Annotated in this window: 10 protein-coding genes; 2 read left to right on the forward strand and 8 right to left on the reverse strand. The window is 63.6% G+C overall.

The genetic code is table 11. The features are described 5' to 3' along the window. Positions 1–13: 13 nt before the first annotated feature. On the reverse strand, positions 14–1,018 hold the full coding sequence (locus ABLV49_RS01805) for an AAA family ATPase (RefSeq protein WP_349279943.1): 1,005 nt from the start codon (positions 1,016–1,018) through the stop codon (positions 14–16). 298 nt (positions 1,019–1,316) lie between these two features. On the opposite strand from ABLV49_RS01805, the gene ABLV49_RS01810 reads away from it, so the two are divergent. Beyond that, positions 1,317–3,656, forward strand: coding sequence for a PAS domain-containing sensor histidine kinase (locus ABLV49_RS01810; protein ID WP_349281570.1), 2,340 nt, complete (start codon positions 1,317–1,319; stop codon positions 3,654–3,656). Here ABLV49_RS01810 and ABLV49_RS01815 read toward each other — a convergent pair. The 4 genes from ABLV49_RS01815 to hemE form a co-directional block, all read right to left on the reverse strand. Beyond that, entirely contained in the window at positions 3,635–4,675 is a 1,041-nt protein-coding gene (locus ABLV49_RS01815) for an AI-2E family transporter (protein WP_349279944.1), read from the reverse strand. The genes ABLV49_RS01810 and ABLV49_RS01815 overlap by 22 nt on opposite strands. A 112-nt stretch (positions 4,676–4,787) precedes the next feature. Beyond that, positions 4,788–7,001: an SdiA-regulated domain-containing protein gene (locus ABLV49_RS01820; RefSeq protein WP_349279945.1), complete on the reverse strand. Its 2,214-nt coding sequence runs from the start codon at positions 6,999–7,001 to the stop codon at positions 4,788–4,790. A 140-nt stretch (positions 7,002–7,141) separates the two neighbouring features. Further along, positions 7,142–9,271, reverse strand: a complete 2,130-nt coding sequence (priA, locus tag ABLV49_RS01825) for a replication restart helicase PriA (RefSeq protein ID WP_349279946.1) — start codon at positions 9,269–9,271, stop codon at positions 7,142–7,144. A 376-nt stretch (positions 9,272–9,647) separates the two neighbouring features. Next, on the reverse strand, positions 9,648–10,757 hold the full coding sequence (gene hemE / locus ABLV49_RS01830) for a uroporphyrinogen decarboxylase (protein ID WP_349279947.1): 1,110 nt from the start codon (positions 10,755–10,757) through the stop codon (positions 9,648–9,650). A gap of 106 nt (positions 10,758–10,863) precedes the next feature. On the opposite strand from hemE, the gene ABLV49_RS01835 reads away from it, so the two are divergent. After that, a complete protein-coding gene (locus tag ABLV49_RS01835; protein WP_349279948.1) occupies positions 10,864–11,229 on the forward strand; it encodes an aminoacyl-tRNA synthetase in 366 nt (121 codons plus the stop codon). A gap of 90 nt (positions 11,230–11,319) precedes the next feature. Here ABLV49_RS01835 and ABLV49_RS01840 read toward each other — a convergent pair whose 3' ends face one another. The 3 genes from ABLV49_RS01840 to ABLV49_RS01850 are packed head-to-tail and all read right to left on the reverse strand — an operon-like array spanning position 11,320 to position 12,701. After that, positions 11,320–11,679: a roadblock/LC7 domain-containing protein gene (locus ABLV49_RS01840; protein WP_349279949.1), complete on the reverse strand. Its 360-nt coding sequence runs from the start codon at positions 11,677–11,679 to the stop codon at positions 11,320–11,322. Then, entirely contained in the window at positions 11,663–12,259 is a 597-nt protein-coding gene (locus ABLV49_RS01845) for a hypothetical protein (protein ID WP_349279950.1), read from the reverse strand. The genes ABLV49_RS01840 and ABLV49_RS01845 overlap by 17 nt, the downstream gene beginning before the upstream one ends. A 37-nt stretch (positions 12,260–12,296) precedes the next feature. Beyond that, positions 12,297–12,701 carry a roadblock/LC7 domain-containing protein gene (locus tag ABLV49_RS01850; RefSeq protein WP_011799793.1) on the reverse strand — a complete coding sequence of 135 codons (405 nt, stop codon included), beginning with the start codon at positions 12,699–12,701 and terminating at the stop codon, positions 12,297–12,299. Positions 12,702–12,778: the final 77 nt, after the last annotated feature.

Raw genomic sequence — 12,778 nt, forward strand, 5'->3', positions numbered from 1 at the left:
GGGCGCCCAGGCGCTATTGCATGAACCCGATCCGGCCCTTGCTGACTGCGCTGCGCGGCAGGTCATCGACCTTCAGCATGCCCCGGCTGGCCAGCCGCGCGTTGCCGAACGCCGCCATCAGGGCGCGGCGCATTTCCCGGGGCACCAGGGTGGCCAGCTTGTCCAGCACATCGTCCGAAGGCGCGTCGTCGAAGCGCGAACCCCAGTTGTGGCCGGCGCGTATCGACTGGTAGAGGCGCCGTGCGATATGCCGCGCCTGGGCGGGCGTGAGCGGCTGGATCTCGAACACATTCATCCGGTTCAGGATCGGGTTGGGAATGCCGCGCGCATCGTTGGCCGTCGTGATCCACAGCACCTGGCTGGCATCGATGGGCACTTCGGCGAACTCGTCCACAAAGGAAGAGGCCGTGTCGTGCTCCAGCAGGCTGTACAGCGACCCGAGCGGGTCGTACTGGGCGTCGCTGGCGGCCTTGTCGATCTCGTCGATCACGATGACCGGGTTGGCGTAGCGGCCATCGACCAGCGACTCGAACACCTTGCCCGGCTTGGCGCCCTTCCACTGCGACGCCGATCCCGACAGCAGCCAGCCCGCCGTCAGCGATCCCATCGAGACCAGGTTCATGCCGGTGCCGATCAGGTCGGCCACCTGCCGGGCGAAATGCGTCTTGCCGATGCCCGGCTGGCCCAGCAGCAGCATGGGCGTGACCTCCAGCCCGTCGGTGCTGTCGTGGCTCAGGGCCACATGGCGCCGCACGTCGTCCAGCACGTCGGTGAAGTTGGGCAGCGCGTCGTAAAGGGGGGCCATTTCGGGGATGCCGCTGGGCTTCATCTGGAAGCGCTCGGGGCCTCGCTCCAGCATGCGCTCGTAGGTGCTGCGCAAGCTGTCGTGTTCGCGGGGTTCGCTGTTTTGCAGCTTGCCCAGCTTGCGCTCGACATCAGCAATCTGGTAGACACTTCGCACCTTGGCAACGGGTAGCGTGAAGGTGGGCGCCTGGGGAACGACTTGAATGGATTCCATCGAGCACTCCTTGTTGTTGAGCAGCGTGAACTTTCATTCAAACACAACTTTGCCTTTTTCTCTTCAAGGCATTTACAACACTCGCGCAGGCTGACGGGTTAATGGTGCGCCTGATATCCGCGCCCTGGCTGCCAGCATGAGATTGACCCTTGATGCCCTGTGGCCGGCGCGCTGGGCATGGTTGTGCGCGGTGCGTGATGGTCCACAATACGCCCGGCGGGGTGAAGCGAGACAACACAAAGCCTTCAGCCGTGGTCCCTTCTGCGGGACTCAGAACAAAAAAGGAGACCGCGTGAACATGACCGGCAGCAAGCTGATCCCTCTGTCAGGCACGGTACAGGGGACACCCGGCCGCAAGCTTTCCGATGAGGCGGGTCGTGCAAGCGAGGCACAGTTTCGCCTGCTGATGGACGCCATGCCCCAGATCGTCTGGATGATGCGGCCCGATGGCCAGGCGACTTACTTCAATCAGCGCTGGCTTGACTATTCAGGCTGGTCCCTGAAAGACAGTCTCGGTCACGGCTGGATTGGACTCGTTCATCCCGATGACAGCCTGCGGGTTTCCAGGCTTTTGGTGCAGGCCTGCGGCGGCGGCGGCGAGCCGTGTGAAATTGAATACCGGCTGCGCCGGGCCGACGGCGTCTATCGCTGGATGCTGGGCCGTACGGCTGCGCAATCTGATGCGGCAGGCCGGACGACCCAGTGGCTGGGTACCTTGACCGATATTGACGAGCTGAAGCAGGCCAAGGAGCTTCTGGAGAAAAATCTCTCCATGAACCGGATCGCCGGCAGGGTGGCGCATCTGGGCGGATGGGTGATTGAACTGCCGGAGCACACGCTGATCTGGTCGGATGAAAACTGCCTGATTCACGATACACCGCCCGGCTATCAGCCAACGCTGGAAGAGGGGATCGGCTACTTTTTTCCGGAACATCGGCCCATCGTTGCCCGTTATGTGCAGGACTGCGCGCAGCATGGCATTCCTTACGAATTCGTGCTGCCCAAGCTCACCGCCACGGGCCGGCGCATCTGGGTGCGGTCCATCGGCGAGGCGGTGCGCGATGAAGCGGGGAAAATTGTCAGCATCCAGGGCGCTTTTCAGGACATCTCGGAGCAAAAAGAGGCCGAGGCCCGCATGCTCGCCCTGGAGGCGCGGCTCACCGCCACGCTGGAAAGCATCACGGACGGCTTTTGCCTGATCGACAAGGACTGGAAGTTCACCTTCATGAACGGTCAGGCGCAGCGCATGCTCAAGCGCTGCCCGGAAGACCTGCTGGGCAAAACCCTATGGCAGGAATTTCCGGAAGCCGTGGGCACGCGCATCGAGCGCGAATGCCGCCTGTCGATGCAGGAGCAGCGCACGATCCGCCTTGAAACCTTTTACCTGCCGCTGAAGACCTGGTTTCATTTCCACATCTATCCCACGGAGGCCGGGCTCGCGGTTTACTTTCAGGACATCACCCAAAGACGCACGGAGCAAGCCCAGTTGCGCCTGCTGGAAACGGCGGTGTCGCGGCTGAACGACATGGTGGTCATCATGGAAGCCGAACCCTTCGATGCATCGGGCCGGCGCATTGTGTTTGTGAACGATGCGTTCGAGCGCCAGACCGGCTACAGCCGGAGCGACATTATCGGAAAGACGCCCACGCTTCTCTGGGGAGCCAACACCTGCCGCCCCGAGGTGGAGCGCATCCTCAGTGCCATGGACAACTGGCAGCCCGTGCGCGCTGAAGTGGTCATTTACACCAAGGCCGGCAAGGAGCTTTGGGTGGAAACCGACATTGCGCCCATCGCCAACGAGTCCGGCAAATTCACCCATTGGGTGGCTGTCGAGCGCGACATCACCGAGCGCAGGCAGCAGCAGCAGGAAATTCTGAGCCTGAACGGCGAACTCGAAGAGCGCGTGCTGCTGCGCACCGCCCAGCTTGCAACGGCCACCAGGGAGCTGGAATCCTTTGCCTATTCCGTCTCGCATGACCTGCGCTCGCCCCTCAATACCATCCATGCCTTCAGCCAGTTGCTGCTGAAGATTGACGGCGAGCAGATCAGCGACAAGGGCAAGCATTACCTGGACCGGATCGGTGTGGGCGTCAAGCAGATGGGTGATCTGATCGAGGGCCTGCTGGCCCTTGCGCAACTGTCCCGCGAGCAGATCAAGTCAGAGCAGGTTGATCTTTCCAACATCGCCCGGCGCATCGAACAGGACTACCGGGAGCGTGAGCCGCAGCGCCAGGCGCAGCTGCGCATTCAGGATGGCCTGAGCGCGCAGGGCGACGCCCGCCTGCTGTCGGCCGTCTTTCAAAACCTGCTGGGCAACGCGTGGAAATTCACTTCCCGGCAGTCGCTGGCGCACATTGAGGTCGGCAGCGAATCGGGCATTGATGGCGACACCGTCTTTTTCGTCAAGGACAACGGTGCCGGGTTTGACATGGCTTTCGCGCACAAGCTGTTTGGCACCTTCGAGCGCCTGCACTCGCCGGGGGATTTTTCGGGGGCCGGCATCGGGCTGGCGACCGTGAAGCGCATCATTGAACGCCACGGCGGCCGCGTCTGGGCTGACAGCAAGTTGAACGAAGGCGCGAGGTTCTTCTTTACCCTGGGCCGCAAGGAGGGCGCTCAGACCAGCCTGGCCGCCTGAAGCTCTTTTTTCACGTAGGCGTAATACAGCGGTGCGGCGACCAGGCCCGGCAGTCCGAACACCGCCTCGCCGATGAACATGGCGGCCAGCAGCTCCCAGGCTGCGGTGTTGGTCTGTTTGCCCAGTATCTTGGCATTGATGACGTATTCGGTCTTGTGAATCAAGATCAGGAAGACCAGGCAGGCCAGGCCGACCGCCGGAGACACCGAAACCCCGACGAGCGTGACCACGCTGTTGCAAACCAGATTGCCGACAATCGGAATCAGGCCGGCGAAGAAGGTGAGCGTCACCAGTTCGGCAATGTAGGGCATGCGCACGCCAAACAGCGGCAGCACCGCCAGCAGGAACACGGCGGTGAAGAAGGCATTGACGGCGGCTATCCAGAATTGAGCGACCACGATCTGGCGGAAGGCCTCGATGAAATGGCCGGCACGCATGCGAATCTCAAACCGCAGCGGCGCGCTGGTCGGCATTCTGAACGTGCCCTTGATCAGGGCGCCAACCACCAGGCCCACGTAGGCCAGCAAAAAGCCGCGCAGGCCGGCAGTACCGAATCCTGTCAGCGCCTGGGCCTTCGATTTCAGGTAGGCGGCCAGCCAGACCTGGGCCTCGGTGAGTTCGTCGGGCAGGTGAATGGCCAGGTCGGCAGGGAGTTTCTGGCGGATTTCCAGCACGGTGCTGGCCAGGTAGTGCAGCAGCGCCTGGTATTGCCCGACGACGCCAAAGGCCATGCCTTTGGCGTTGGCCAGCAAAACGCCCAGGCCAATCAAAGGCAAAAGGACGACCACGGCCGCCGCCAGCGCGGGGCTCAGCCGGGGTCCACGGATGCGGCCTTCGCCGGCCAGCGCCACCGCCAAAAGATAGCCCAGGCAAACCGCCAGCAAACCGGGCAGCAGCCCATAGACAAGCGTGCCGACGCACAGCAGGAATGCCAGCACGTAGCTGGCAATCTTGATGGGCGCGGCGATGGAGATGGAGATGGGTTTGGGAGAAGGCGCGGGGGGTATCTGTTTGGACATGGGGCGGCTGGGAGGGTTGATTCGATTTTGACATCTCTCCACGCACTGGCCTCATAAAAAAAGCCGCCCGGTGCGAACCGGGCGGCTTTTGCCTCTCAGTTCAATCGGGCTTTCAGAACAGCGATCCGCCAGTCAGCGGGAACGGCGTGGTGTCGTTGCGCGTCCAGTTGGCGGTGTTGGCAATGCGGGCGCGCAGCGCAGGCAGGTCGGTGGTGGCCAGCGAGCCGCTGTAGCGCACGTTGTCTTCGGGCGCAAAGGCGCTGAAGGCGCCAGCGCCGCCAACGGCCGCCTGTATCTGCGTGTCCAGGCCTCCAGCATTGCCCAGGTTGATGGCGGCAAGGTAGCGGTCAATGACCAGGGTGGGCATGCCTGCTGCCGGCGCGGAGGGGATGGAGCCCTGGAAGGCAAAGTAGGTTTCGGCGGACGTGCTGATGCCGCCGCCCGAACCCACGATGCTGCCCTTGTCGCTGGTGGGTACGGTGGCATCGGTCAGGATGGTGACGACGGTGCCGGTCGCATAGGCTTTGTCCGCGGTCCACAGGAACGCCGACTCGTTGGTCGCCGTCAGTGAATCCCTGTCGCTGAAGCCGATTTGCGTTCCGGCGCTGATGTCGCGCATCAAGATGAAGGCGACGGCATCCGGCGTGTCGGCATTGGCGGCAATGAACAGCAGGTCGCCTGCCGCCAGCGTGGTGGGCGGGGTAGTGCCCGCCGTGATGAAGTTCAGCAGCGTGGTGTCGCTGATGCCGGCAAAGCTGTTGCCCGCCGGATCGGCCAGGGCCGTGGCCGACACCAGCACGCTGTAGCCCGTGCCGGTGCGCAGGTCGGCGGTCAGGTTCAGGGTGACGGTGCCACCGCTGACCGTGACCTGTGCCGTGTCGCTGGCGTTGATCGTGCGCACGTCGTCGCTGCCGTTGGTCAGGGTGAAGGTGCCGGCGCCGGCGCGAACGGCTTCGCTGAAGGTCAGCGTGAGGTTGGCGCCAGCGGCGATGCCGGTCGCATTGTCAAGCGGCGTGCTGGACGCCAGCGTGGGCGCCGTGGTGTCCGGCACGCTGGTGAAGGCCAGCGTCTGGGCGCTGTTCACGGCCAGGGTCGCCAGGCCGCTGGCATCGCGGAACACGCCGCTGGCGTACTGGATGCTGTAGGCGGTGTCGGGGATCAGGTCGGCGGTCGGGTTGATCTTGACGGTGCCGCCGCTGATGGTGACCTGGGTCGTGTCCGTCACGGCAATCGTGCGGGTGTCGCCGCCGCTGCCCATCAGCGTGATGTTGCCGGTGCCTGCCGTCACGGCGGCCGGGAAGGTCAGGTAGGCGTTGCTGCCCAGGCCCACTTTCGCGCTGGTGCGCGTCGGGACGTACACCCACAGCTGCGGCAATGCCTGGCTGCCACCGCCGGCCTCGTTGGTGACATACATGTTGAGCTGCTTGTCGAAGGTGATGCCTTCGTGCTGCGCTGCCTGGGGAATGTCGAGCGAGCCCAAAATTCGGCCTGCGCGGTCCATCTTCAAAATGCGGCCGGTGTCGTTGCTCAGCACCATCAGGTGGCTGTAGTCGGCGGCGGCGGCCGGCAGCGTGTTCGACAAGGCATGGATGTCGCCAAAGTCCGCCACGCCGGCCAGCGCCGGGTCAAACAGGTTGGTCGGATTTTCGGTGGTGGCCGAGCCGTTGGAGGCGGTGCCTGCGGTGAAGTCCAGCGTGGTCTGAAAAATGCCAAGGGGCGTCAATTCCTTGACAAACACATAGCCCTTGGTGAGCGGGTCAAACGTCACGCCTTCCAGGCCGACATTTCCCACGGTGGTGCCCAGCTTGATGGTGCGCACGGTGGCTGCGTCCAGCGTGGTGCCTGCGCGGTAGGTCAGCAGGTTGGCGCTGCGCAAGCGTTCATTGGCCACCACGAACTGGCCGCCGCCAATGGACGTGATGCCTTCCGGGTCGGCGAACAGGCCGGCGGGCAGGTCCATGGTGTCGATCACCGTGCCGGTTTTTGAAATCTGCGTGATGTAGGTGCCTTCGTCGCCAATGATGAACAGGCTGTCGGTGGCTTCGTTGTAGGTCACCGCCGAGACTTCGGCCGCAATCTGGTTGGCTCCCGCCGTCAGGTTGACGGGCAGGGTGTAGCGGCCGGTCAGCGTGTAGTTACTCAGGTCCAGGCTTTCCTGGGGCGACACAAAGGACAAGGTGGGGTTGCCCAGCGCCACAGGCGCTGAAACAGGCAAGGCATCATCGCCGCCGCCGCAAGCGGACAGGGCCAGCGCACTGCACAGGGCCACCGAGGCCAGTTTCCAGCGCGGCGCGGTTAAACGGGAAGTAGGCGAAGCAAGTCGCATGGCGGAGCCTTTTTGTAACAAAAAACCCAAAGCGTAAAAGCGCGGAGTGTCAGGCTTGTGACAAGCTGGCAGCGCTTGAGTGGCAGTCCGGCCCTGTCAATCGCCCGGCGCGGTTCAGCGCAACGCCCGGATATTTCCCCTCAAATCGCAATCGGGTCCACATCAATCGCCCAGCGCACCAGGCTTTTGAATTCCGCCTGCCTGCGGGTTTCAAACAGCAGCGGCTGCCAGGCGGCCAGAAAGCCCTGCAGTGCCTTGCGCGACGGGCTTTCGACCAGCATTTGCGCGCGCTCGATATTCGCCACGCGCTGGATCGTCATCGGCACGGCCGGGTAGGCCATGACGTGGGCATGGCCGGGCAGTTGCTGCGCCTGGGCGGCTTCGGCGGCGGCGTTCAGGAAACCCTGGGCGACTTCCTGGGTCTTGGCGTCGGCCCGTATCAAGGCTGAAAAACCGAACGGCGACAGGCCGGCCGCCAGCCGCTCGGCCAGTTGCTGCTCGGCAAAATCCGGGTAGTCGTGGCGCTTCAGCGCCTCGAACAGCAGGTGGTCGGGGTGAAAGGTCTGCACCCACATTTCGCTGGCTGCGCTGCGCTGGGCATCGCGGCCGGCGCGGCCCGCCGCCTGCATCAACAGGCTGAACAAGCGCTCGGGCGCGCGGAAGTCGCTTGAAAACAGCGCGCTGTCGGTGTTGATGGCGGCCACCAGCGTGATGCGCCTGAAGTCGTGGCCCTTGGCGATCATCTGCGTGCCGACCAGCACATCGACCTCGCCGGCATGCACGCTGGCCAGCTGCGATTCGAGCGAACCCTTGAGCCGGGTGCTGTCGGCGTCGATGCGGGCAATGCGCACCGGGCCGCCGTCGGGCCGCGTGACATTGGCCAGCAGTTCGGCCAAGTGTTCTTCGAGCCGCTCGGTGCCGCGCCCGACCGGGGCGATGTCGATGTTGCCGCACTTCGGGCAGGCGCGCGGCACGCGTTCGGTGAAGCCGCAGTGGTGGCAGCGCAGCGTGCGGTCGATCTTGTGGAACACGCGGTAGGCGCTGCAGTGCGGGCAGTCGCTCTTCCAGTCGCAGTCCAGGCAGGCCAGCACCGGCGCATAGCCGCGCCGGTTGAGGAAAATCATCGACTGCTCGCCGCGCGCCACCCGCTCGCCGATGGCCGCCAGCAGCGGCGGCGCGATGACGCAATGCTTGGGCTGATGGTTCATGTCCACCCGCCTGACCGTGGGCAGTTGACCCGCCTCGGCCGGCGTGGGCGCGCCAATCCTTTCGCTCATGTTCAGGCGCTGGTAGCGGCCCACAATCGTCGCCTGCCAGCTTTCCAGCGAGGGCGTGGCCGAGCCCAGCAGCACGCGGCAGGCGCCGTGCGGATGGTCTCTGTCGCGGGTTTCTAGCCGGGCGCGGTACACCGCCAGGTCGCGCGCCGAGTAACGCGCGCCTTCCTGCTGCTTGTAGCTGGGGTCGTGCTCTTCATCGACCACCAGCAGGCGCAAATTGGGCATGGACGCGAACACGGCCATGCGCGTTCCCAGCACCAGCCGTGCCTGGCCCGAATGCGCGGCCAGCCAGCCCTTGAGCCGCTGCGCGGGGCTCAGGCCGCTGTGCATCGGCACGACGCGCTCCCGGCCCAGATGGGCAAAGCGCGCTTCAAACCGGGCCTGCAGCTGCGGCGTGAGGTTGATCTCGGGCACCATCACCAGCACTTGCGCCTCGGGGTCTTGCGCCAGGACTTTGGCTGCCGCGCGCAGGTACACCTCGGTCTTGCCGCTGCCGGTGGCGCCAAACAGCAGCGCGGGCCGCTGTTTTTCACTGGTTTCAGCATCAAATTCGGCTATTGCGCACGCCTGCTGTGCGCTGAGTGCTATTAAATCAGTAGTATCTTGCGCGTGGCTGGTGTCCATGACCGTCCGCTTGAGCCGGCGCGCCAGCTGCAGCGTCGTGAGGTCGCGCAACTGCGGCGGCAAGGCAGCCAGCGCCACCTCGCCGAGCGAGCGCTGGTAATAGCCGGCGGTAAAGGCCACCAGCCGGCGCCAAGTCGATGACAGCGGCGCCAGTCCGTCCAGCACGCTGGCAATGTCGCGGATGGCTTCTTCGGGCATGCCGCCGCTGTCCGGCAACACCTGCCACACCACGCCCAGCACCTCGCGCCTGCCAAACGGAACGCGCACCAGCGTGCCGGGGCTGAGCGGCAAGGCGCTGCGGTAGGTCAGCGGGCCGGCGATGGCGCTGTGCGCCGGCGTGGCAACCACTATCTGTAACCAGTGGCTCATGGAAAGCGCCTAAATCGGTGTAAACCCCTGAAAGCGCATCCGGGCAGGTGGCTAAGTCCTTGATTCTTCACTGTTTTGGAGTTGTCCAGATTTTCTGTGGATAACTTTGTTGATAGCTTATTGCAAGAGGCCGCAAAGCCTTGTAAATCAAGGCTTTCATTAAACTGCCCGGCAAAAAGGCAATTTAAATTTTCTTTATGAATCAACGACTTACGTTTGCTATGGGTTTGATAGTGGGATGCAGGAAAGCAACTCGACCTTGAATAGCTGTACCACAGGTTTTGTGTATAAGTCTGATGGCGGGCGCTATTTTTTTGTGGTAAAGGTGCCTGAAAACGCCCGGATCAGCCTTTTTGAGGCGGATACACCCGCGTTTTCAGCCCTGCTGTTTTCGCAGGCTGCGCGAGTGCGAATGCACCGCGCGCACCAGCACTTCGACGCTTTCAGGCGGCGTGTGCTGGCTGATGCCGTGGCCCAGATTGAAGATCTGCGTCGGTCCGGTTTGCGTCAGGTCGGTGTGTGGCGCGCCGAAGCTGTTCAGCACGGCGGCCACTTCGGCCTCGATCTGCGCCGGGTTGGCAAACAGCACGTTCGGATCGAGATTGCCCTGCAGCGCCTTGGCATTCGGGCCGTTTTCGCCGACCAGCGCGCGCGCCCTGGCGAGGTTCACGGTCCAGTCCAGGCCCAGCACTTCGCAGTCGAGCTGCTTCATGGATTCCAGCCACTGGCCGCCGCCCTTGGTGAACACCAGGCGCGGAATGGTCACGCCCTTGTGTTCGCGCTTGAGCTGACTCAGCACGCGCGCGGTGTAGGCCAGGCTGAAGGTGTGAAAGGCCGCATCGGCCAGCACGCCGCCCCAGCTGTCGAAAATCATCACCGCCTGGGCGCCGGCTTCGATCTGCGCGTTCAGGTACAGCGCCACGGCGTCGGCGTTGATGGCCAGCATCTTGTGCATCAGGTCCGGGCGCTGATAGAGCATGGTCTTGACCAGCCGGTAGTCGTCCGAGCCGGCGCCTTCAACCATGTAGCAGGCCAGCGTCCAGGGGCTGCCCGAAAAGCCGATCAGCGGCACCCGGCCGTTGAGCGCCTTGCGGATCGACGTGACGGCGTCGAACACGTAGCGCAGCTTGTTCATGTCGGGCACTTCGAGCTTGTTGACGGCCGCTTCGTCGCGGATGGGCGTGGCGAATCTCGGGCCTTCGCCGAGCGCGAACGACAGGCCCAGGCCCATGGCGTCGGGCACCGTCAGGATGTCGCTGAACAAAATGGCGGCATCAAGCGGAAAGCGCTCCAGCGGCTGCAGCGTGACTTCGGTGGCGTAGTCGGTGTTGGTCGCCAGCCCCATGAAGCTGCCGGCCTTGGCGCGCGTGGCCTTGTATTCGGGCAAATAGCGGCCAGCCTGGCGCATCAGCCAGACCGGGGTGTGGTCGGTCGCCTGACGCAGGCAGGCACGCAGGAAAGTGTCGTTTTGAAGGGGTGCGAACATGGGGGGATTGTCTCAGGTGTGGGTGGGTGATAGTGCTGGCCGCCGAGCTTGTTCGGCTTTACCATGGTGGCGTCAATTTGTTCTTCGACCCGGAAAGGGATTAGTCATGCACATAAGTGACCAGGAATATTTTCGCAGCTGTATTGCCCGGGAGCGGCAACTGGCGCAACTGCTCGGCCATCGCCATATCGAGGAGTGCTACGAAAGCGCCGGAACGCTCTGGGACAACAACCAGGCCCTGCCGAAATGGACCCGCGACTGGCGGGCCTGCGGACCCTTGATGACCGAATACGGCATCACGGTCAGCTATGGCGATGGGCCAGGGCATGGCGGGCTGGCGCGAATCGGCGCGACCACGGTGCATTTTACCGACCACCCGACGCGCGACCGGGCGGTGATGTACGGCATCGTGAAGGAGCTGATCTTCTTGATCGAGCATGGCAAGGTCGGCAGGCCGGTCCAGGCCGCCTGATCGTTTTTACTCTATTTTTGATAGCTGCTGGCGCCCGTCCTGATTGCGCTGGCGGCATAAAATGCTACTAAAAAATGTTGCACCAACAATTTAGTGCAGCACTGCATTGAGTTTTTGTACGGCCACTTGGGCCGCCAGGCGCACGGCGCCTGCGCAATGCGAATCCGTGGCCGAGAGCAGCAGCACATGGTCATTGACCAGACGGCCAATGAACCACAGCCCACCGAGCGTCCACATCATCAACTCATCCACGCGTCCGGCTTTCAGCGCGGACAGGCAATCATCCACCTGTGCCACCACGCCTGCGGCGCAGGCCGCAGGCGTGTCTCCGCTGAACAGCCGGGTGGCCACCAGCACCAGGCCATCCGGCGTGGCAATGACGGCGCCGCCAAAAGACGGGCAACTCTCCTGCAGTGCATCCAAAATTTCCTGGCTATTTTTCTGCATCATGGTTTCTCTGTAGCGGCTGGGGCTGGCATCCTTGAACCAGATCAGCGCCCAGGCGCAGCATCACCGGATGCTTCAAGTCAATCCGGGAACTGGCGCAAAAATACAGCGTTCTGTCGGTAAAGCACAGCTGCATCCGAAAGTTCATCACCGACCCGTCATCCCACGGCAAGTGCGCCGCCAGCGCCTGCGCCCGCTGCGCGGACAGGCCGGCCTGGGCAATACAAAACCCATCGTCAGAGGCCAGCATGATCTCACCGCGCCCCCCGGAAATGTCGATTAAATCCTGCGCCAGACCCGCAATGCCCTGGCGCAAGCCCGCGCGCAGCGCCGGGCTCGCTGCCGCGCACAGGGGCGCGGCGCCGTCTTGCACCTCGATGCTCGCCTGGCGGTTGAGCGCGAACAAGGCTCGGGCAATGGCCTGAACCGGGTGGCGCAAGGCGGATGCCAGCGCCTGCACATTCAGTTCAACGGCTTCGGGCGCCCCGAGCAAGTGTTCAAACAAGCGGCGCTCCAGGCTGGGCGGCCTGACGGACAGCCAGGTCAGCACACCGCCTGGCCTGGGCAGCAGGTAGCGGCTCATTCAGGCCACGCGCCCAGCGCCTTGGCCCGAACGCATTTCAAGCCTCCCTGGGCTCGGTTAATTCGGACACTGCCCGCGCCGTGGTCCGGGTGTCGAGGATCAGTTGCCCCAGTTTCGCCGAAGGGGTGGCCGCCACGGCCAGAACACCGGTTTCGCCAGCCCGGGTCAGCAGCATGGGCCCCAGGCTGCCATCAAGGATGATCTGCCGCAGATCGCCCCTGCGAACCTCTTTGGCGGCGCGATTGGCCAGTGCCAGCAGGGACGCGCACATGGCGCCGAAACGATCGACATCGACCTCCCTGGACATGACGGAGGCAATGATCAGGCCATCATGAGAAACCAGCGCGGCCGCTTCCACCGTGTCCGAGGAAGCACACAAACTGCGCAGCGCCGCCCGGATTTTGCTGGCAGTCACTTCAGCTGAACTGTTGTCGAAATTCATATAAACAACCTATTCATTGCAAGCAGCCGTAGCGGCGCCGCCTGACCGTTTCTCTTTTCAAAGAAGGCCATGGCGGC

The organism is Polaromonas hydrogenivorans, assembly GCF_040105105.1.
GTDB classification, from domain to species: Bacteria; Pseudomonadota; Gammaproteobacteria; order Burkholderiales; family Burkholderiaceae_C; genus Polaromonas; species Polaromonas hydrogenivorans.

Excerpts from the sequence above, each read along its gene's own strand:
- priA (WP_349279946.1), bottom strand. The coding sequence starts at position 9,271 with ATGAGCCACTGGTTACAGATAGTGGTTGCCACGCCGGCGCACAGCGCC.
- ABLV49_RS01805 (WP_349279943.1), bottom strand. The coding sequence starts at position 1,018 with ATGGAATCCATTCAAGTCGTTCCCCAGGCGCCCACCTTCACGCTACCC.
- ABLV49_RS01850 (WP_011799793.1), bottom strand. The coding sequence starts at position 12,701 with ATGAATTTCGACAACAGTTCAGCTGAAGTGACTGCCAGCAAAATCCGG.
- ABLV49_RS01835 (WP_349279948.1), top strand. The coding sequence starts at position 10,864 with ATGCACATAAGTGACCAGGAATATTTTCGCAGCTGTATTGCCCGGGAG.
- ABLV49_RS01820 (WP_349279945.1), bottom strand. The coding sequence starts at position 7,001 with ATGCGACTTGCTTCGCCTACTTCCCGTTTAACCGCGCCGCGCTGGAAA.
- ABLV49_RS01845 (WP_349279950.1), bottom strand. The coding sequence starts at position 12,259 with ATGAGCCGCTACCTGCTGCCCAGGCCAGGCGGTGTGCTGACCTGGCTG.
- ABLV49_RS01815 (WP_349279944.1), bottom strand. The coding sequence starts at position 4,675 with ATGTCCAAACAGATACCCCCCGCGCCTTCTCCCAAACCCATCTCCATC.
- hemE (WP_349279947.1), bottom strand. The coding sequence starts at position 10,757 with ATGTTCGCACCCCTTCAAAACGACACTTTCCTGCGTGCCTGCCTGCGT.
- ABLV49_RS01840 (WP_349279949.1), bottom strand. The coding sequence starts at position 11,679 with ATGATGCAGAAAAATAGCCAGGAAATTTTGGATGCACTGCAGGAGAGT.
- ABLV49_RS01810 (WP_349281570.1), top strand. The coding sequence starts at position 1,317 with ATGACCGGCAGCAAGCTGATCCCTCTGTCAGGCACGGTACAGGGGACA.